This is a genomic window from Nonomuraea sp. NPDC000554 (assembly GCF_040300065.1).
Lineage (GTDB): Bacteria > Actinomycetota > Actinomycetes > Streptosporangiales > Streptosporangiaceae > Nonomuraea.
Genome location: NZ_JBEPDC010000002.1, coordinates 468826 through 486560, shown reverse-complemented (window position 1 = coordinate 486560; position 17735 = coordinate 468826). Strand labels below are relative to the sequence as shown.

Genomic DNA, 17735 nt, shown 5'->3' with positions numbered 1-17735 from the left:
CATGGCGAAGAAGTCGCTGATCGCCAAGGCAGCGCGCAAGCCCAAGTTCGAGGTTCGCGCGTACACCCGCTGCTCGCGCTGCGGGCGCCCGCGCGCCGTCTACAGGAAGTTCGGCCTGTGCCGCGTGTGCTTCCGCGAGATGGCGCACCGGGGCGAGCTGCCTGGCATCACCAAGTCCAGCTGGTAGTTACCCTAGGGGGCGGCCACTTGTCGCCCCCTAGGTGGCTGCGAGCCGTACATATCGATAGAAATGTCAAACCCAGGGGCTCTCGACGAGAGTCCCGATGACCGCGCCGAAGGTCCACCGGCAGAGCAGTGCTGAGGCACTGGGCTTCGCTGGATGTGAAACCGCGGCGAGGAAGGCCACTGGCCATGACGATGACCGACCCGATCGCAGACATGCTCACGCGTCTGCGTAATGCGAACTCGGCGTACCACGACAGCGTGTCGATGCCGTACTCGAAGATCAAGGCGCACATCGCCGAGATCCTCCAGCAGGAGGGTTACATCCAGGCTTGGACCGTCGAGGACGCCAAGGTTGGAAAGAACCTCGTGGTGGAGCTCAAGTTCGGGCCAACCCGTGAGCGTTCGCTCGCGGGCCTGCGCCGGGTTTCCAAGCCCGGTCTGCGGGTTTATGCGAAGAAGGACAACCTGCCTCGAGTCCTGGGCGGGCTGGGCGTCGCGATCATCTCGACGTCCGCCGGTCTCATGACCGACAAGCAGGCCGGCAAGCGTGGTGTGGGCGGGGAAGTCCTCGCCTACGTCTGGTAGAGGGGAGGAACACAGCATGTCGAGAATCGGACGGCTGCCCATCCCTGTGCCCAGTGGCGTAGACATCACGATCACCGGCCGGGATGTCCAGGTCAAGGGCCCGAAGGGCACGCTTTCTCACAAGGTCGCCGAGCCCATCGCCGTGGCTCGTGACGACGACGGCGCCATCGCCGTCACCCGGCCCAACGACGAGAACAAGGTCCGTGCGCTGCACGGCCTGTCCCGGACGCTGATCGCCAACATGGTGCAGGGCGTCACTCAGGGGTACTCCAAGACCCTGGAGATCGTCGGCGTCGGTTACCGCGTCCAGGCCAAGGGGCCGACGCAGCTGGAGTTCTCGCTGGGCTTCAGCCACCCGGTCATCGTCGACGCTCCTGAGGGCGTCTCCTTCCGCGTCGAGAAGCCGACCCTGTTCCACGTCGACGGCATCGACAAGCAGAAGGTCGGCGAGGTCGCGGCCAACATCCGCAAGTTGCGCAAGCCCGACCCGTACAAGGGCAAGGGCGTTCGCTACCAGGGCGAACAGATCCGCCGCAAGGTCGGAAAGGCTGGTAAGTAGGCATGGCTCCGAAGACTGCGTTCAGCAAGCACACGGCTGCCCGCACGCTCTCGCGGGCCCGCCGTCACCGCCGCGTCCGCAAGAACGTCGTCGGCACGGCCGCGCGTCCGCGCCTGGTCGTCAACCGTTCGACCCGTCACCTGTTCGTGCAGATCGTGGACGACACGGTCGGCCACACGCTGGTGAGCGCGTCCACCATGGACGCCTCGCTGCGCACGCTGGAGGCGGACAAGACCGAGAAGGCCAAGAAGGTCGGCGAGCTCCTCGCTCAGCGGGCCAAGGATGCCGGGATCACCGCTGTCGTCTTCGACCGTGGTGGCAACCGCTACGCCGGGCGCATCGCCGCCCTGGCGGACAGCGCCCGCGAAGGCGGGCTCGAGTTCTAATGGCTACTGAGATGAGGAACCACTGATGGCTGCAGCTCCGCGTCGCGGTGGCGGCACCGGTGGCGAGCGGCGGGACCGTCGTGACGATCGCCGCGGTGGCGCCGCCGACAAGGGCGTCTCGTACATCGAGCGCGTAGTGAAGATCAACCGAGTGGCCAAGGTCGTGAAGGGTGGTCGTCGCTTCAGCTTCACCGCCCTGGTTGTCGTCGGTGACGGCAACGGCCTGGTCGGCGTCGGCTATGGCAAGGCCAAGGAAGTCCCCGCGGCCATCGCCAAGGGTGTCGAAGAGGCGAAGAAGCACTTCTTCAAGGTGCCTCGCATCCAGGGCACCATCCCGCACACGGTGCAGGGCGAGGAGGCGGCCGGTGTCGTCTTCCTGCGTCCGGCCTCGGCCGGTACCGGCGTCATCGCCGGCGGCCCGGTGCGCGCGGTCCTGGAGTGCGCCGGCATCCACGACGTGCTGTCGAAGTCGCTCGGCTCCGACAACCCGATCAACATCGTGCACGCCACGGTGGCCGCTCTGAAGGGCCTGTCCCGGCCCGAGGAGATCGCCGCCCGCCGTGGCCTGCCGATCGAGGACGTCGCTCCGGCCCGGATGCTGAAGGCTCAGCGCGAAGGCATCGCCGAAGCGGCGGCCGCCAAGGCGGTGAGCTAGTCATGGCACGCCTGAAGATCACTCAGGTTCGCTCGAAGATCGGTGGCAAGCAGAACCAGCGTGACTCGCTGCGTTCGCTTGGCCTGAAGCGAATCGGCGACGTCGTCGTCAAGGAGGACCGGCCCGAGATTCGCGGGATGGTCTCCGTGGTGACGCACCTCGTCGAGGTGGAAGAGGTCGACTAGTCATGACTGACAAGGCTCCGCTCAAGATTCACGACCTGCGTCCGGCCCCCGGCGCCAACAAGGCCAAGATCCGCAAGGGTCGCGGCGAGGCGTCCAAGGGCAAGACGGCCGGTCGCGGCACCAAGGGCAGCCGCGCCCGTACCACGGTTCCCCTCGGCTTCGAGGGTGGCCAGGTGCCGCTGCAGAGGCGTCTGCCGAAGCTCAAGGGCTTCTCCAACGCGCTGTTCAAGACGACCTACCAGGTCGTCAACCTCGACCGGATCAGCGAGCTGTTCCCCGAGGGTGGCGAGGTCACCGTCGAGGCGCTGGTTGCCAAGGGTGCTGTTCGCAAGAACCAGCTCGTCAAGGTGCTGGGCACCGGTGAGATCTCCGTCGCGGTCGACGTGAAGGTGCACGCCTTCTCGTCCGCCGCGAAGGAGAAGATCGCCGCGGCCGGTGGCTCCGTTACCGAGCTGTAAGAGGTATTACGAGGCGTGGGGGCTCCGACAATGGGCCCCCACGCCCGTAGTGCGTTAGAGTTCGCGAGACGGCAGGCATCTGTCCGGCTCGTATGACCTGATACTTCAGATGGCAGATCCCCGCACCATCGCATACTCACATCGCCTCATAGGCGCGCAGGAGGGACCGTGCTGACCGCGTTTACCCGGGCGTTCCGGACACCGGACCTGCGCAAGAAGTTGCTCTTCACGCTGGGCATCATCGCGCTGTTCCGGCTGGGTTCGGTACTTCCGACCCCGGGCGTCCACGTCCAGAACATCGCGGCCTGTTTCGATCAGGTCCGCAACGGCCAAAACGGCAACATCTACGGGATGGTGCAGCTGTTCAGCGGCGGCGCGCTCCTGAAGCTGTCGGTATTCGCGCTGGGCATTATGCCGTACATCACCGCGAGCATCATTTTGCAGCTGCTCGTCGTGGTCATTCCCAGGCTTGAGGCGCTCAAGAAGGAGGGCCAGGCCGGGCAGACCAAGATCACGCAGTATACGCGTTATCTGACGATCGGTCTCGGCATCCTCCAGTCGACGGCGTTCATCGCGCTCGCGCGCTCTGGTCAGCTCTTCCAGGGCTGCGACCGGGACGTTCTGCTCGACCCCGACAACGTCTTCATGATCATCACGATGGTCGTCATCATGACGGCCGGCACGTCCGTGATCATGTGGCTGGGCGAGCTGATCACCGACCGTGGTGTCGGCAACGGTATGTCCATCCTGATCTTCACCCAGGTCGTCGCGGTCTTCCCGTCCGAGCTGGCCAACATCTTCTCCGCGAACAAGTTCACCTTCGCGGTCGTCATGGTCGTCGGCGTCTTCATGATCGCCGCGGTCGTCTTCGTCGAGCAGGCGCAGCGGCGCATTCCCGTCCAGTACGCCAAGCGGATGGTCGGGCGCCGGATGTACGGCGGCACGTCCACCTACATCCCGCTCAAGGTCAACCAGGCCGGCATCATCCCGGTCATCTTCGCGTCCTCGTTGCTCTACCTGCCGCAGCTGCTGACCTCGCTGTTCGCGAACGCCGAGAACCCGAACGCGGTCGTGCAGTGGATCTCGCAGCACCTCGTCAAGGGTGACACGCCCATCTACATGGGCACGTTCTTCCTCCTGATCGTGTTCTTCACGTACTTCTACGTGTCCATCACGTTCAACCCCGCTGAAGTCGCTGACAACATGAAGAAGTACGGTGGGTTCATTCCGGGCATCCGACCGGGCCGGCCGACGGCTGAATACCTGAACTTCGTGCTCACCCGTCTGACCGCGCCTGGCGCGCTCTATCTGGGTCTGATCGCCATGATCCCGATCGTCGCGTTGGCGGTGTCCGGTGCGAGCCAGAACTTCCCGTTCGGAGGGACGAGCATTCTGATCATGGTTGGCGTCGGCCTTGATACGGTGAAGCAGATCGAGAGCCAGCTGCAGCAGCGCAACTACGAAGGTTTCCTGCGGTAGTGCGTCTCGTTCTCGTCGGGCCCCCCGGAGCGGGTAAGGGGACACAAGCCCAGTACATCGCGTCGAACCTGTCCATCCCGAAGATCTCGACAGGTGACATCTTCCGTGCCAACGTCTCTGGCGGCACGGAACTCGGCAAGCTCGCCAAGACCTACATGGACCGCGGCGACCTAGTGCCTGACGAGGTCACGATCGCGATGGTTCGTGACCGTCTCTCGGAGGAGGACGCGCAGGACGGTTTCCTGCTCGACGGCTTCCCGAGAAACGTGCCGCAGGCCGAGATTCTCAAGAAGATGCTCAACGAGTGGGGCCAGTCTCTCGACCTGGTCCTCGAGTTGGTCGTCGACGACGACGAGGTGGTCAGGCGGCTCGCGGGGCGGCGTACCTGCAGCCAGTGCGGGCGCATCTGGCACGTGGAGTTCGACGACAAGCAGGACGACCGGTGCGACGCCTGCGGCGGCACGCTGTTCCAGCGTGACGACGACAAGGAGGAGACCGTCAGGCACCGCCTGGAGGTCTACCAGGAGCAGACCGCGCCGCTGGTCTCGTACTACGCCGACGAGGGCATCCTGGTGGGCGTCGACGCGACCGGCCCGGTCGAGGAGGTCACCGCGCGCGCCATGGAGGCGATTCGCCCCTACATGGGATAGTTTCTGCCGACGTACTGCGGAGGTGGCACGGAATTCCGTGCCACCTCGCGGCTATTGTGGGGGAATTGGGCTCCCACGTCGGCCCGTTCAAACCCCGGGGGGTGCCGAAAGAATGTTCAAGAAGAACCGACACGGAATCCAGATCAAGTCGCCGGAGCAGCTCGAGAAGATGCGCGCGGCGGGTCTGGTGGTCGGGCGTACGCTCGACCTGCTCGCGCGCTCAGTGGAGCCCGGCATGACGCCGCTCGACCTCGACGTGATCGCCGAGAAGGCGATCAGGGACGAGGGCGCGATCCCGTCCTTCAAGGGATACCAGGGCTTTCCCGCGTCGATCTGCGCGTCGGTCAATCACGAGGTCGTGCACGGGATCCCGACGAACGCCCGCAAGCTCCGCGAGGGCGACATCATCTCGATCGACTGCGGCGCCATCCTCGACGGCTGGCACGGCGACTCGGCCGTCACGGTGCCCGTCGGCGAGGTGGATCCGAAGCTGACCGAGCTGATGCGGATCACCGAGGAGGCCATGTGGCGCGGGATCGCCGCGCTCAGCGCCGGCCGCCACCTGTCCGACATCGGCCACGAGGTGGAGCGGTACGTCAAGTCGCAGGGACGCTTCGGCATCCCGCCTGAGTACGGCGGGCACGGCATCGGCACCGAGATGCACATGGACCCGTGGATCGCCAACCAGGGCAAGCCAGGGAGGGGGCCCGCGCTGGAGGTCGGGATGTGCCTGGCGATCGAGCCGATGGTCAACCTCGGCACCGAGCGCACCCGCGTGCTGGCCGACGACTGGACGGTCGTCACCGTCGACGGCAAGCCGTCCGCACACTTCGAGCACAGCGTCGCGGTGACACATAATGGTCCTTGGGTGCTAACCGCCCTCGACGGGGGCAAAGAGCGCCTCGCCCAACTGCAGAACTAGCCGGGAGTGGTGGGTATGGCGCAGAGCCCCGAGATGCGTGCCTCCGACGTCGACCGCGACCGGGTGGCCGCCATACTCCGCGAGCACACCGCCGACGGCCGCATCACCATGGACGAGTTCAACGAGCGGCTGGAGCAGCTCTACAAGAGCAAGACCTACGGCGAACTGGCCAAGCTCACCGCCGACCTGCCCGACGTGGACCTGCGCGCCAGGCCCGCCAAGGTCGCCCCCACGCCCGCGCCGAGAGCCGGCATGCATCCCGGCATTCGCGCGGCCTGGGGAGCCTGGGCCGCGGTGAGCTCCATCAACTGGGTGATCTGGTTGATCACCAGTATCGCGAGCAGTCACCTGATCTACCCCTGGCCGCTCTGGGTGATGGGGCCGTGGGGCGTGGTGCTGGTGATGAGCACGATCTTCGGGAACGCGCCCGGCAAGCAGCGGTGAACTGCCGCTGTGTGGAGGAGTGCACTGTGTGTATTTCTCCGCAGAAGGGATGAACGATTCTTCCTAGCGTGAGTGGTGTCGAAAGCACCACTCTCCCGGAGGAAACGACATGCGTAAGCTCCTTGCGGCCGCCGCCCTCACCGGCGCCATCGCCACTGGCCTGGCCTGGCCGTCGCCCCCACCCCCGCCAACGCGTCGAGCGCGTCTCAGGCGAGCACGGTGCACAACTGGGGCAAGTTCTACTCCAGCAACCACAAGGCCTACACGTTCGGCTCCACGTACGCGTCGCACGGCAAGGTCTACACGAAGTGGCACGGCAAGGAGTCGACCCCGAGGCTCGGGTACGTGTGGTTCAAGTACTACTCGAACGGCGGCTGGCACACGTTCTCCCGCAAGTGGGACGGGACGCACAGCGAGAGCTGGTCGGGGCGGGGGATCACCAAGGTCTACACCTACACCTGCTGGGGCAGCGCCAGCACCTTCTGCGGCAAGGTGTACCGCATCTACTAGTCAGCGCGGCGCCTCAACGAGTGTCCGCGGCACGGTGAAGGTGAGTGGCGTCAGGCAGTCGGGTGGCTGGGATGACGTCCCTCTCAGCGAGTTGGCGGCCACTCCTTGCTTCCGCTCGTAAGGCCCACCGGTTGGCTCCGGTGGGCCTTACGTTGTTCCTGCGGGCCTCCTGCGGGCCTCCTGCGGGTGGGGCGGCCGATTCCGCTGGTGTGGCCTTGTTCCGCGGTGAGCGTCGACGGGAGGGAGCGGCGGCTTGGGCCGCGAGGCCCTGCGGGCTGCTTTGCCGGTCCTTGCGGGAATGGCGGAGCGCGGTGACAGGTTGGGGTAAACTGGCTCATGGTTGTGTCAGGACACCTGGCACGCGCTTCGCGTTTTGGGCTCAGGTGTCGTACACTCCTTAGTCGGCTCACTATGACTATCACGCGTCGGCGGTCCTTGCAGATCGCCGCTCTCTTCGAAGCGTGAAGTCGCGGCTGCTTAGTGAACCGGAGCCTCAGACGACCGATCAGTGAAACGCGAGGGATTTTGGCCAAGAAAGACGGCGCCATCGAGATCGAGGGCACTGTGGTTGAGTCGCTCCCGAACGCCATGTTCCGGGTGCAGCTCGACAACGGCCATAAGGTCCTGGCCCACATCAGCGGACGGATGCGGATGCACTACATCCGAATCTTGCCTGACGACCGGGTGGTCGTGGAACTGAGCCCCTACGACCTCAGTCGTGGGCGGATCGTCTACCGATACAAGTAAGACGTCTGAGGAACACGAAGGACTATGAAGGTAAAGCCGAGCGTCAAGAAGATCTGCGACAAGTGCAAGGTGATCCGCCGGCACGGTCGCGTCATGGTGATCTGCGACAACCTGCGCCACAAGCAGCGCCAGGGCTAGTCGCCGCAAGGCTTCTCCGAGTCCGCCCCAGCAGGGTGCGGGCTCGACGCATGAGAAGCCTGAGCCAGTAATCGCGCGTCACACCTGGGCAGGCGGCGCAGGCCGTACCACTCAGGAGACCCCCGGTCGGAGGCCGGGGCCCTCACCCCGGGCATGGGGAGGGGTAGTGAGGCGCAAGACCTCCGCCAAAGTGAAGGAGAATGCCCGACCATGGCTCGCCTGGTTGGCGTCGACCTCCCCCGCGAGAAGCGGCTGGAGATCGCTCTCACCTACATCTACGGAATCGGCCGCACCCGGGCCCAGGAGATCCTCCAGGCCACCGGTGTCAGCGGCGACATTCGCGTGCACCAGCTCACCGACACCGAGCTCGTCCCGATGCGTGACTACATCGAGGCGAACTTCAAGATCGAGGGTGACCTGCGCCGCGAGGTCCAGGCCGACATCCGTCGCAAGATCGAAATCGGTTGCTACCAGGGCATCCGGCACCGCAAGGGGCTGCCTGTCCACGGTCAGCGCACGCAGACCAACGCGCGCACCCGCAAGGGCAAGAAGAAGACCGTGGCCGGCAAGAAGAAGCCCGGTAAGAAGTAGTCCGCGCAGCCGCAGGACCGAACACCTCAGGAGTGAAGGCAAAGGATGCCTCCTAAGAGCCGCCAGGGTGCGCCGAAGAAGGTGCGCCGCAAGGAAAAGAAGAACGTCGCTCACGGGCACGCCCACATCAAGAGCACGTTCAACAACACGATCGTCTCGATCACCGACCCGAACGGGAACGTGATCTCCTGGGCCAGCGCCGGCCACGTGGGTTTCAAGGGCTCCCGTAAGTCCACCCCGTTCGCCGCTCAGATGGCCGCTGAGAACGCCGCCCGCCGGGCCATGGAGCACGGCATGCGCAAGGTCGACGTCTTCGTCAAGGGTCCCGGCTCCGGCCGCGAGACCGCGATCCGCTCCCTCCAGGCCACCGGCCTCGAGGTCGGCTCGATCCAGGACGTCACGCCGGTTCCGCACAACGGCTGCCGTCCGCCGAAGCGCCGCCGCGTCTGATCCCCAGGAGATATTGAGAAATGGCTCGTTACACGGGCGCGGACTGCAAGCTCTGCCGTCGCGAGAAGACCAAGCTCTTCCTCAAGGGCAGCAAGTGCGAGTCCGCCAAGTGCCCCATCGAGATCCGTCCTTACCCGCCGGGTGAGCACGGCCGCGGACGTCCCAAGGAGTCCGAGTACCAGCTTCAGCTTCGCGAGAAGCAGAAGACCCGCCGCATCTACGGCGTCCTCGAGAAGCAGTTCCACAACTACTACGAGGAAGCCAGCCGCAAGACCGGCAAGTCGGGTGAGGTCCTGCTCCAGATCCTGGAGAGCCGCCTCGACAACGTGGTCTACCGCGCTGGTTTCGCCCAGTCGCGCGACGCCGCTCGCCAGCAGGTCCGTCACGGCCACATCACGGTGAACGGCAAGAAGGTCGACATCCCGTCGTACCGCGTGCGCGAGCACGACATCATCGAGGTCCGCGAGTCCAAGCGGAACCTGCTGCCGTACGAGGTGGCCCGCGCCACCGCCGGCGAGCGCACGGTTCCGGCCTGGCTGGGCGTCGTGCCGGAGAAGCTCCGCGTCCTGGTGCACCAGCTGCCCGTCCGGCAGCAGATCGACACCCAGGTCCAGGAGCAGCTCATCGTTGAGTACTACTCCAAGTAGTCACTCATAGTTCGGGTACAGCATTGCGCTGTACCCGAACTAAGCTGTTTATCGGAGTGGCGTCATATAGCGGTCGCCACACGACAGGGGGAGAACCCGCATGCTGATCGCTCAGCGTCCGACTCTTCTCGAAGAGTCCATCGACGACACCCGGTCCAAGTTCGTCATCGAGCCGCTGGAGCCGGGCTTCGGTTACACCATCGGCAACTCGCTCCGCCGCACGCTGCTGTCGTCCATTCCGGGCGCGGCCGTGACGAGCATCCGGATCGAGGGTGTGCTGCACGAGTTCTCGACCGTTCCCGGGGTCAAGGAAGACGTCACCGACATCATCCTGAACCTCAAGGAGCTGGTCGTCTCGTCCGAGCACGACGAGCCGGTCGTGATGTACCTGCGCAAGCAGGGCCCGGGTGAGGTCACCGCCGCCGACATCGCGCCGCCGGCCGGTGTCGAGGTGCACAACCCCGAACTGCGCATCGCCACGCTGAACGGCAAGGCGAAGCTGGAGATGGAGCTGACCGTCGAGCGCGGTCGCGGCTACGTCTCCGCCGCGCAGAACAAGCAGCCCGGCCAGGAGATCGGCCGCATTCCGATCGACTCGATCTACTCGCCGGTGCTCAAGGTCACCTACAAGGTCGAGGCGACCCGAGTCGAGCAGCGCACCGACTTCGACCGCCTGATCCTCGACGTCGAGACCAAGCCGGCCATGAAGCCGCGCGACGCGGTGGCGTCCGCCGGTAAGACGCTCGTCGAGCTCTTCGGCCTGGCCCGTGAGCTCAACGTCGAGGCCGAGGGCATCGACATCGGCCCGTCGCCGACCGACGCCGCCCTGGCCGCCGACCTGGCGCTGCCGATCGAGGAGCTGAACCTGACCGTTCGCTCCTACAACTGCCTCAAGCGCGAGGGCATCCACACCGTGGGTGAGCTCGTCGCCCGCAGCGAGCAGGACCTGCTTGACATAAGGAATTTCGGCGCCAAGTCGATCGAAGAGGTCAAGCAGAAGCTGCACGAGATGTCGCTGGCGCTCAAGGACTCCCCGCCCGGGTTCGACCCGAGCGCGGTGGCCGGCGCCGGTTACGACGACGACGACAGCGCGTACGTCGAGACCGAGCAGTACTGATTTCCGCGAGATCCCTCGCGAGCCCCCGCGCCAGGCGGCCCAGCCGCCCGGCGCGGGTGACAGGAACGGACCACACCTGACGGGTGCGTCCGGCCCGACTCCGGTACCTGGCACGGCCGGGGCGGGTTAACTCACAAGGAGAACGCAATGCCCAAGCCCACCAAGGGGGCACGCCTTGGCGGCAGCCCGGCGCACGAGCGGCTGATCCTGGCGAACCTCGCCACGGACCTGTTCCGCCACGGCAAGATCCGCACCACGGTCACCAAGGCCAAGCGTCTCCGCCCGCTGGCGGAGCGTCTGATCACCAAGGCGAAGAAGGGCGACATCCACAACCGTCGCCAGGTGCTCACCGTCGTCAAGGACAAGGGCGTCGTCCACCAGCTGTTCACCGAGATCGCGACGACGTTCGCCGAGCGTCCCGGTGGCTACACCCGCATCACCAAGGTCGGGCCGCGCAAGGGCGACAACGCCCCGATGGCGGTCATCGAGCTGGTGACCGAGCCGCTGAACGCGGTCCGCGTCTCCCGCCCCGAGGCTCCGGCCGCCGCCGCTGCGGCGCCTGCCGCCGAGGAGGCCCCGGCTGCTGAGGCTCCCGAGGCTCCGGCCGCTGAGGCTGCTGAGGCTCCGGCTGCTGAGGCCGAGGCCGCCGAGGCCCCGGCCGCTGAGGGTGGCGAGGCGAAGAAGGACGAGGCCTGATCCGTCAGGCCGCCAGGAACGGGTCCGGCCCCCTCGCGGGGGCTCCGGGCCCGTTTCGCATTTCACCGGCCCGTTTGTGCTGGGTTGTTGAGTTTTCAGGAGGATGATCGTGGTACGGCTCCGCCTCGACCTCGCGTACGACGGGACGGGCTTCAGAGGGTGGGCCCGCCAGCCTGGGAAGCGGACCGTCCAGGGGGAGATCGAGGAGGCCCTCGGCAAGATCCTGCGTCTGCCCGAGCCGCCCATGCTGACGGTGGCGGGACGCACCGACGCGGGCGTCCACGCCCGGGGGCAGGTGGCGCACGTGGACCTGCCTGTGACCGCCCTGGCCGAACTGGACCGCAACCGCCGCGCTGCCGTTGCCACTGTCCTCGGTGAGGTAGGTGGTGCTGGTGAGGTGAGCGGTACCGGCGGTGGTCCCCGTGAGGTGGGGGCAGCCGTCGAAGGCGGTGCCGTCGTCGTGGGCGTGGCTGCGGCGGGAGGCCCGGGTGCGAGTGGCCCGTCGGATGCGGGTGGCTTCGCGATGGGCGCTTCCGGGACGTGGGGCGCCGCGAACGGCTTCGTCGCGGGTGCTGGGGCCCTGGGCGTGTCCGGAGGGGACAACCCCGCGGTTGGTGTGTCCGGTGAGGACGGCCCCGCGGGTGAAGGGCCTGGCGCGGGCGAGGAGTTGCCCCTGGACGCGGGTGAGCGGCTTGCTGCGCTGGTGCGACGCCTGGCCGGGGTGCTTGACCCGGATGTGCGGGTTCATCGCGTCACAGTCGCTCCTGAGGGCTTTGACGCTCGGTTCGGCGCGATGTCGCGCCGGTACGCCTATCGGGTGAGCGACGCGCCCGGAGGTGTGGACCCGTTGCGGCGCCACGAGGTGGTCTGGCACAACCGGCCGCTCGACCTCGACGCGATGAACGCGGCCGCCGCGCGGCTGCTGGGTGAACACGACTTCGCGGCGTTCTGCAAGAAGCGCGAGGGAGCGACCACGATCAGGGAGCTCCAGCGGCTCGAGTGGGTACGCGATGACGACGGAGTCCTGGTCGCCACGGTGGTGGCAGACGCGTTCTGCCATTCGATGGTGCGGGCCCTGGTGGGGTCGCTGCTGGCCGCCGGTGACGGGCGCAGGCCGGTGGAGTGGCCGGGCGAGGTGCTGACGCGCGCCGTACGGGACTCGGGGGTGCACGTGGCGCCCGCGCACGGGCTCTGCCTGGAAGAGGTCACGTACCCGCCGGACGAGGAACTGGCGGCACGGGCGGCCCTGACCCGCCGGGTCCGGACGCTCTGACGGGAGCCTGGCGGGGCTCCCGCACGAGGGTCAGCCCTTGGCGAGGCGGCGTTCCAGGACGAGGGACATCTGGTCGCGGAAGGCGCTGCTCAACTTGCTGAGGGCCTTCTCCTTGGACGTGGGAGTGTGCCCGTCGGCGTAGGTGGCGTAGCTGAACACGATGTAGCGCCCCCAGACGAGCCCCGCCGCGTAGCCGCCCGCGATGTGGACGCGGTCGCCGCCCGTCCCCGCCGCCGCCGGAAGTGCGCGGAACCACAGATTGCGGCCGAGGTTCTTCGCCTGGTCAGCCTCGATGGCGGCGTCCCTGGTGGGCAGGACGGCGATGCCGGTCGTCACGGCGTACCGCTTCTTGGAGTCGACGTAGGTCGCCCTGAGCACGCGGCTGCACTTCTGCTCCCGCAGCGCGTCGGCGAACGGACCCGCGGCCGCCTGGCCGCAGTTGGTCGCCAGGTTCGTCTTGACCCTGTCGAACGCCGATCCCGCCGCTTGGATCTTCTTCTGCGGGAACGCCTCCGTGAGTGACAGCTTCTTGGGGTCCGTCTCCTCGGAGTTGAGCATGGACGCGCTCGGCTGCTCCGGGGGCGGGCTGGTCGAAGGGGAGGCGGTGGGGGTGGGCGCGGCGGCCTGGGACTTGGCGGGTGAGGCGCTCGGGGTGCTGGACGTCGCCTTGTAGGCGAAGAAGCCTCCGGTGGCGACTCCGGCCATCGCGAGCACGCCGAGCGTGACCAGCAGGGCCTTCCTGCTCCTGCCGCGCTGGGGGGCGGGAGGCGGGAGCTGGAACTGCGGCTGCTTGAACGCGCCCGGCGGGAAGGCGGGGGCGCCGTGAGGCGGGGTGGGCTGGTCGCCGGGAGCCGGGGGGAGGGCCAGCGGCGTGCGGGTGGCCGGTTGGGTGGGCTTCCCGCTCCAGATGTCCGCGCCGAACGGGAGCTCTGGGAGTTGGTCGCCCTGAGGGGACTCGTGGGCGGGCAGCGGTGGCCACACCGGCACGTCTCCGGGCTCGGCCGGACGCGCCTGGACGTTGGGGTCGAACAGCGACGGAGGCGTGTCGTCGGAGGGCGACGGGCCCGCGTTGAGGGAATGCGGCGCGGTGGCGTTGGGGTCGAGCCGCTGGGGCGGGGGGATGTTCGGGACGAGTTGGTGCGGCGCTGTCGCGTTGGGGTCGGTGTCTTCCGGAGCTGTGGTGTTCCAGCCCGCCTGACGTGGTGCGGTCGGGTTCGGGTCGGTGTCTTCCGGTGTGGGGGTGTTCCAGCCGGTCTGTCGTGGTGCGGTCGCGTTGGGGTCGGTGTCTTCCGGCGTGGTGGCGTTCCAGCCCGCCTGACGTGGTGCGGTCGGGTTCGGGTCGGTGTCTTCCGGCGTGGTGGCGTTCCAGCGCGCCTGTCGTGGTGCCGTCGCGTACGGGTCCAGCGGCTGCGGCGTCGCAGGGGTGGCTTCGCCGGCGGGGGCGCCGGACGCGGGCTCGTCCTCGGTGTCGGGGTCGAGTTCGCCGGTGGCGGCCGGCCACGGCGGCATGGCGGGCGGGCCGCCCGGGGGCCACACCTGCATGCCGGCTGCCGCCGCGGTGAAGGCCGGGGGCGGCTCCCATGGGGGAGCGCCCGGGGGCGCCCAAGGGGAGGCGTCGGCGGGCGTCGGGCCGGCGGTCACCGGCGGGTGGTCGTGGTTGACGACCGGGCCGCTGGTGGGCGGGAGGGCGGACTCGTCCGGGGAGTCCGCGAACCAGTCGTACGGCGCGGCGTCGTCCTCGGACACTTCCCATGGCTGCGCGCCCGGGAAAGCGGGGAGGCCGCTCTCGCCGGCCACAGGCTCGGGCGGGCTGGTCTGGGGGACGCCTCGCCACGCGTCGGGGGACCACGCCTCGAACGGCGGCGGGCCGGAGGGCTCGTTGCCCGGTGAGGTGTCGTCCGGTTGTGGAACGTTCTGATCGGTCGGCGGCTGCTGGCCGAAGCTCGGCGGCGGCGTCGCCGGTGTGGCCGAGCCGTCGGATTCCCTACGCTCGTGCTCAGACCCAGGTCCCCGCATAGGGCGAGCCTAGCGAGAGTCGCGAGATCGTCATGCCGGTATGGGCGTTCCCGGCCGGATCGGCAGCCCTGTTTGCCCTCCTAACTCGTCGAAAGACCGAGTTCAGGCCGGGTAGCCGGTCAGGGTCCGGGAGTCCAGGGCCTTGAAGACGCTCGCCTTGGTGAAGTCGTCGATCGCCTCGAAGAGCCGCTTGGTGCCCTTCTTGTCGGGCTTCGTGCCGTCCTTGGTCTGCACCCAGGCCATCACGGCGTAGTGGCCGTGAGTCCACACCTTGGTGCCGCCGCTGCCCGTGCCGACGAGCTTGGTGACGGAGTCCTTGCCGGCCAGCGGCTTGACGTAGTTCTTCTGGTCGCCGATGGCCGCCACCTTGCCCGCGTTCGTGGCGGTGCTGAGGTTGGCGACGCCGACGGTGCCGATCACCTTGCCGGCCTTGTCGCGGAAGCTGGCGCGTACCACCTGGGTGCACTTGGCCTTCTTGAGCGCCTTCTGGAGCTTGTCGCCGATGACCACGTCAGCGCACTTCTTGGCCTTGCCGGTGACCGTCATCTGGTACGAGCGGCCCTCGAAGGCGAGCTTCTTCCTCGGGAACAGCTCCTTGACCGTGAGCGGCTCCGGGTCGGTCGAGCGGTTCTCCGCGTAGCCGTACTTGCCGGGAGGCGTCGTCGGGAGCGGCGCGGACGACGGCCGACTCGCCTCGGTCTCCGCCGACTGCGGCCCATCGGCGTTCCACATCACCCACAGGCCGGCGCCGAGCAGGCCCAGCACCGCCACTCCGCCGATCGCGAACCAGAGCGGGCCGCGGGAGCGCTTGCCCTCGGCGTAGGGGCTCCACGTCTGGGCTCGGGGGGCGGCAGGCTCGTTGGCCTTGTCGCGAGGCTCCTTGGTCTTGTCGCGGTCCTTACGTGAGCGGCGGGGGACGCTGCTCTGCGTGCTGGACTCGCCTTCCTCGGGAAAACCCATGCGGGTGACACTATCGCGAGGCGGCTCAGGGGTAACCGAAGTCCTGCGTCCACCAAGGCCCGCCGGGCCCGGCCACGACACCCACCCCGATGGTGCCGAGCCGGCAGTTGAGGATGTTCTTCCGGTGGTCGGGGCTGGCGAGCCAGGCGTCCACCGCCTCTTGGGGGGACGAGTAGCCGCGTCCGATGTTCTCGGCGGCGCCCAGGCCGTACCCGGCGCGCTCCATCCGGTCCCACGGCGAGGAGCCGTCGGGGGAGTCGTGCGAGAACCGGCCGGTACGGGCCATCTCCAGCGAGTGCGTACGGGCTGAGCCGGCGAGCCTGGAATCCACCCTGAGCCCGCGGCACCCGTGCTCGACCCTGGCGGCGTTGGTGAGCGTGACGACCTGGGACGCCATCGCCGGAAGCGCTTCGACGGGCTGCCCGCCGAGCACCTGGGTGGGGTCCTCGGCGGTGAATCCGGGCACCTCGCCCGTCGGACGTCTGGTCGGCTTGGACGTCACCCTGCCGCGCGGGACGGCCGTGGTGATCTCCCTGGCCACCCGGCCGGCGTGTTGCTGCGACTTCTTGGGCGTCGGCACGGCTTTCAGCGCGGCCGCGGGCGGGGTGGTCTCGTTGAGGTAGACGTGGCCGGTCGGCTCGGCCGTGTCGGACAGCCGTCCGAGCAGCACACCCGTGAACAGGGCGGCCATGAGGCAGGCGAGCGCCCCCAGATGGTTCCGCCGCCTTGCGCTCCGCTGGGTGTGCCGGTTGAGAAAGCTCTGCCACATGCCGGAGCCAACGATAGAGAGGACAGGTCCTGGTGAAGAAGGGGTCCCAGGGAACCGAAATCGAACCGTTCTGTGTCAGGTAGACTCGACGCGGGTTACCGGTCTTTGACCACCACCCGTTGGGGCAGGTAGCCTAATCGTTCGTTGTGTGCATAGGTCCCGCGTGACCGATGCGCGGCGCGTCCGGCGTCATCTCCCATCAGCGACCCATTCGGGCGGGGAGACGGAAGGTCCGGGCCGTCGTGTGCCCGCACCGACCGACCAATGTAGCTGTCACATCCGACAGCGCCGAAGACGCGAGCATAAAGAAGGCTACGACCGTGCGCACGTTCTCACCGAAGCCCGCCGACGTCCAGCGTCAGTGGTACGTCATCGACGCGACCGATGTCGTGCTGGGCCGGCTGGCCAGCCACGTCGCGACCCTGCTCCGCGGCAAGCACAAGCCGATCTTCGCCAACCACGTCGACACCGGTGACTTCGTCATCGTCATCAACGCCGACAAGATCGCGCTGAGCGGCAACAAGCTTGAGCAGAAGAAGGCGTACCGCCACTCGGGCTACCCGGGCGGTCTGCGTTCCGTCAGCTACGGCGAGCTCATGGAGAAGCGGCCCGACAAGGCCGTCGAGAAGGCCGTCAAGGGCATGCTGCCGAAGAACTCCCTCGGCCGGAAGATGGCCAAGAAGCTGAAGGTCTACGCGGGTTCCGAGCACCCGCACCAGGCCCAGCAGCCGGTGCCGTTCGAGATCACCCAGATCGCCCAGTAGTAGTTCGAAAGAGTTAGAGGAGAACCGTGGCTGAGCCCACCGGTGTCGAGACGGCCGTCGAGGCCGAGCTGGAGGACTACTCCGGCGAGGAGTTCCCGTCCGAGTACACCACCGAATCCACCGCCAGTGCTGACGCTCCCGTGCGCAAGCCCGTCACCACGGGCAACTCGTACGGCACCGGCCGCCGCAAGGAGGCGATCGCCCGCGTGCGCATCGTCCCCGGCACCGGCAAGTGGACGATCAACGGTCGTTCGCTTGACGTCTACTTCCCGAACAAGGTCCACCAGCAGATCGTCAACGAGCCCTTCGTGGTGCTCGGGGCCGAGGAGGCCTTCGACGTCATCGCGCGCATCGACGGCGGCGGCGTGACCGGCCAGGCGGGCGCGCTCCGCATGGGCCTGTCCCGCGCGCTGGCGATCCTGGACGTCGAGGTCAACCGCCCGCCGCTGAAGAAGGCCGGCTTCCTCACCCGTGACGCCCGCGCCACGGAGCGGAAGAAGTACGGCCTCAAGAAGGCCCGTAAGGCTCCGCAGTACAGCAAGCGCTAA

24 protein-coding genes and 2 pseudogenes are annotated in these 17735 nt (G+C 67.6%); 23 read left to right on the top strand and 3 right to left on the bottom strand.

Annotated features, from left to right (window positions below):
- Position 1 precedes the first annotated feature (1 nt).
- From ABT294_RS06235 to ABT294_RS06135, 21 genes and pseudogenes are all read left to right on the top strand, one after another.
- Positions 2–187 carry a type Z 30S ribosomal protein S14 gene (locus ABT294_RS06235; RefSeq protein ID WP_350803927.1) on the top strand — a complete coding sequence of 62 codons (186 nt, stop codon included), beginning with the start codon at positions 2–4 and terminating at the stop codon, positions 185–187.
- A 185-nt stretch (positions 188–372) separates the two neighbouring features.
- Entirely contained in the window at positions 373–771 is a 399-nt protein-coding gene (gene rpsH, locus ABT294_RS06230; protein WP_090930448.1) for a 30S ribosomal protein S8, read from the top strand.
- Between the two features lie 16 nt (positions 772–787).
- Complete coding sequence (rplF, locus tag ABT294_RS06225) at positions 788–1330, top strand: 50S ribosomal protein L6 (protein WP_350803925.1); 543 nt, start codon at positions 788–790, stop codon at positions 1328–1330.
- A gap of 2 nt (positions 1331–1332) precedes the next feature.
- Positions 1333–1716, top strand: a complete 384-nt coding sequence (gene rplR, locus ABT294_RS06220) for a 50S ribosomal protein L18 (protein WP_350803923.1) — start codon at positions 1333–1335, stop codon at positions 1714–1716.
- Between the two features lie 25 nt (positions 1717–1741).
- Positions 1742–2371, top strand: coding sequence for a 30S ribosomal protein S5 (gene rpsE / locus ABT294_RS06215; protein WP_049572667.1), 630 nt, complete (start codon positions 1742–1744; stop codon positions 2369–2371).
- 2 nt (positions 2372–2373) lie between these two features.
- Positions 2374–2556 (top strand): 50S ribosomal protein L30, encoded by a 183-nt coding sequence (gene rpmD, locus ABT294_RS06210; RefSeq protein WP_080043226.1) that lies wholly within the window; start codon positions 2374–2376, stop codon positions 2554–2556.
- A gap of 2 nt (positions 2557–2558) precedes the next feature.
- Positions 2559–3014 (top strand): 50S ribosomal protein L15, encoded by a 456-nt coding sequence (gene rplO / locus ABT294_RS06205; RefSeq protein WP_350803922.1) that lies wholly within the window; start codon positions 2559–2561, stop codon positions 3012–3014.
- 168 nt (positions 3015–3182) lie between these two features.
- Positions 3183–4493 (top strand): preprotein translocase subunit SecY, encoded by a 1311-nt coding sequence (secY, locus tag ABT294_RS06200; RefSeq protein WP_350803921.1) that lies wholly within the window; start codon positions 3183–3185, stop codon positions 4491–4493.
- On the top strand, positions 4493–5143 hold the full coding sequence (locus ABT294_RS06195) for an adenylate kinase (RefSeq protein ID WP_350803920.1): 651 nt from the start codon (positions 4493–4495) through the stop codon (positions 5141–5143). Before secY ends, ABT294_RS06195 begins: the two co-directional genes overlap by 1 nt.
- A 112-nt stretch (positions 5144–5255) precedes the next feature.
- Positions 5256–6065, top strand: coding sequence for a type I methionyl aminopeptidase (gene map / locus ABT294_RS06190; protein WP_350803918.1), 810 nt, complete (start codon positions 5256–5258; stop codon positions 6063–6065).
- A gap of 15 nt (positions 6066–6080) precedes the next feature.
- Positions 6081–6509, top strand: coding sequence for a DUF1707 SHOCT-like domain-containing protein (locus ABT294_RS06185; protein WP_350803917.1), 429 nt, complete (start codon positions 6081–6083; stop codon positions 6507–6509).
- Between the two features lie 219 nt (positions 6510–6728).
- Entirely contained in the window at positions 6729–7019 is a 291-nt protein-coding gene (locus ABT294_RS06180) for a hypothetical protein (RefSeq protein WP_350803916.1), read from the top strand.
- Between the two features lie 525 nt (positions 7020–7544).
- Positions 7545–7766: a translation initiation factor IF-1 gene (gene infA / locus ABT294_RS06175; RefSeq protein ID WP_012887858.1), complete on the top strand. Its 222-nt coding sequence runs from the start codon at positions 7545–7547 to the stop codon at positions 7764–7766.
- Positions 7767–7790: 24 nt separating this feature from the next.
- Entirely contained in the window at positions 7791–7904 is a 114-nt protein-coding gene (gene rpmJ, locus ABT294_RS06170; RefSeq protein ID WP_003956441.1) for a 50S ribosomal protein L36, read from the top strand.
- A 210-nt stretch (positions 7905–8114) separates the two neighbouring features.
- Positions 8115–8495, top strand: a complete 381-nt coding sequence (gene rpsM / locus ABT294_RS06165; RefSeq protein WP_350803915.1) for a 30S ribosomal protein S13 — start codon at positions 8115–8117, stop codon at positions 8493–8495.
- A gap of 45 nt (positions 8496–8540) precedes the next feature.
- Positions 8541–8945: a 30S ribosomal protein S11 gene (gene rpsK / locus ABT294_RS06160; RefSeq protein WP_020542285.1), complete on the top strand. Its 405-nt coding sequence runs from the start codon at positions 8541–8543 to the stop codon at positions 8943–8945.
- 20 nt (positions 8946–8965) lie between these two features.
- Positions 8966–9592, top strand: a complete 627-nt coding sequence (gene rpsD, locus ABT294_RS06155) for a 30S ribosomal protein S4 (RefSeq protein WP_350803914.1) — start codon at positions 8966–8968, stop codon at positions 9590–9592.
- 100 nt (positions 9593–9692) lie between these two features.
- Entirely contained in the window at positions 9693–10709 is a 1017-nt protein-coding gene (locus tag ABT294_RS06150) for a DNA-directed RNA polymerase subunit alpha (protein ID WP_350803913.1), read from the top strand.
- A 147-nt stretch (positions 10710–10856) separates the two neighbouring features.
- A complete protein-coding gene (gene rplQ / locus ABT294_RS06145) occupies positions 10857–11405 on the top strand; it encodes a 50S ribosomal protein L17 (protein ID WP_350803912.1) in 549 nt (182 codons plus the stop codon).
- A 103-nt stretch (positions 11406–11508) separates the two neighbouring features.
- A pseudogene (locus tag ABT294_RS06140) lies at positions 11509–11730 on the top strand (tRNA pseudouridine(38-40) synthase TruA); the annotation flags it as partial.
- Between the two features lie 354 nt (positions 11731–12084).
- Positions 12085–12678 (top strand): annotated as a pseudogene (locus tag ABT294_RS06135) (tRNA pseudouridine synthase A); the annotation flags it as partial.
- 30 nt (positions 12679–12708) lie between these two features.
- On the opposite strand, the gene ABT294_RS06130 reads toward ABT294_RS06135, so the two are convergent.
- The 3 genes from ABT294_RS06130 to ABT294_RS06120 form a co-directional block, all read right to left on the bottom strand.
- Positions 12709–14694 carry a hypothetical protein gene (locus ABT294_RS06130; RefSeq protein WP_350803909.1) on the bottom strand — a complete coding sequence of 662 codons (1986 nt, stop codon included), beginning with the start codon at positions 14692–14694 and terminating at the stop codon, positions 12709–12711.
- Positions 14695–14796: 102 nt separating this feature from the next.
- Positions 14797–15654, bottom strand: a complete 858-nt coding sequence (locus ABT294_RS06125; RefSeq protein ID WP_350803908.1) for a hypothetical protein — start codon at positions 15652–15654, stop codon at positions 14797–14799.
- Positions 15655–15679: 25 nt separating this feature from the next.
- Complete coding sequence (locus tag ABT294_RS06120; protein WP_350803907.1) at positions 15680–16423, bottom strand: CAP domain-containing protein; 744 nt, start codon at positions 16421–16423, stop codon at positions 15680–15682.
- Between the two features lie 320 nt (positions 16424–16743).
- Here ABT294_RS06120 and rplM point away from each other — a divergent pair, with 320 nt between their 5' ends.
- Both rplM and rpsI read left to right on the top strand, forming a co-directional pair.
- On the top strand, positions 16744–17187 hold the full coding sequence (rplM, locus tag ABT294_RS06115) for a 50S ribosomal protein L13 (protein WP_175600324.1): 444 nt from the start codon (positions 16744–16746) through the stop codon (positions 17185–17187).
- A gap of 26 nt (positions 17188–17213) precedes the next feature.
- Entirely contained in the window at positions 17214–17735 is a 522-nt protein-coding gene (rpsI, locus tag ABT294_RS06110) for a 30S ribosomal protein S9 (protein WP_350803906.1), read from the top strand.

What these genes read in the sequence shown, in the direction of transcription:
- rpsH (WP_090930448.1), top strand. Translation starts at nt 373, where the DNA reads ATGACGATGACCGACCCGATCGCAGACATGCTCACGCGTCTGCGTAAT.
- rplQ (WP_350803912.1), top strand. Translation starts at nt 10,857, where the DNA reads ATGCCCAAGCCCACCAAGGGGGCACGCCTTGGCGGCAGCCCGGCGCAC.
- rpsK (WP_020542285.1), top strand. Translation starts at nt 8,541, where the DNA reads ATGCCTCCTAAGAGCCGCCAGGGTGCGCCGAAGAAGGTGCGCCGCAAG.
- rplR (WP_350803923.1), top strand. Translation starts at nt 1,333, where the DNA reads ATGGCTCCGAAGACTGCGTTCAGCAAGCACACGGCTGCCCGCACGCTC.
- rpsM (WP_350803915.1), top strand. Translation starts at nt 8,115, where the DNA reads ATGGCTCGCCTGGTTGGCGTCGACCTCCCCCGCGAGAAGCGGCTGGAG.
- ABT294_RS06185 (WP_350803917.1), top strand. Translation starts at nt 6,081, where the DNA reads ATGGCGCAGAGCCCCGAGATGCGTGCCTCCGACGTCGACCGCGACCGG.
- ABT294_RS06120 (WP_350803907.1), bottom strand. Translation starts at nt 16,423, where the DNA reads ATGTGGCAGAGCTTTCTCAACCGGCACACCCAGCGGAGCGCAAGGCGG.
- ABT294_RS06125 (WP_350803908.1), bottom strand. Translation starts at nt 15,654, where the DNA reads ATGGGTTTTCCCGAGGAAGGCGAGTCCAGCACGCAGAGCAGCGTCCCC.
- rpmD (WP_080043226.1), top strand. Translation starts at nt 2,374, where the DNA reads ATGGCACGCCTGAAGATCACTCAGGTTCGCTCGAAGATCGGTGGCAAG.
- rplO (WP_350803922.1), top strand. Translation starts at nt 2,559, where the DNA reads ATGACTGACAAGGCTCCGCTCAAGATTCACGACCTGCGTCCGGCCCCC.
- rpsE (WP_049572667.1), top strand. Translation starts at nt 1,742, where the DNA reads ATGGCTGCAGCTCCGCGTCGCGGTGGCGGCACCGGTGGCGAGCGGCGG.
- ABT294_RS06150 (WP_350803913.1), top strand. Translation starts at nt 9,693, where the DNA reads ATGCTGATCGCTCAGCGTCCGACTCTTCTCGAAGAGTCCATCGACGAC.
- map (WP_350803918.1), top strand. Translation starts at nt 5,256, where the DNA reads ATGTTCAAGAAGAACCGACACGGAATCCAGATCAAGTCGCCGGAGCAG.
- rplF (WP_350803925.1), top strand. Translation starts at nt 788, where the DNA reads ATGTCGAGAATCGGACGGCTGCCCATCCCTGTGCCCAGTGGCGTAGAC.
- rpsD (WP_350803914.1), top strand. Translation starts at nt 8,966, where the DNA reads ATGGCTCGTTACACGGGCGCGGACTGCAAGCTCTGCCGTCGCGAGAAG.
- ABT294_RS06130 (WP_350803909.1), bottom strand. Translation starts at nt 14,694, where the DNA reads ATGCGGGGACCTGGGTCTGAGCACGAGCGTAGGGAATCCGACGGCTCG.
- rpmJ (WP_003956441.1), top strand. Translation starts at nt 7,791, where the DNA reads ATGAAGGTAAAGCCGAGCGTCAAGAAGATCTGCGACAAGTGCAAGGTG.
- ABT294_RS06235 (WP_350803927.1), top strand. Translation starts at nt 2, where the DNA reads ATGGCGAAGAAGTCGCTGATCGCCAAGGCAGCGCGCAAGCCCAAGTTC.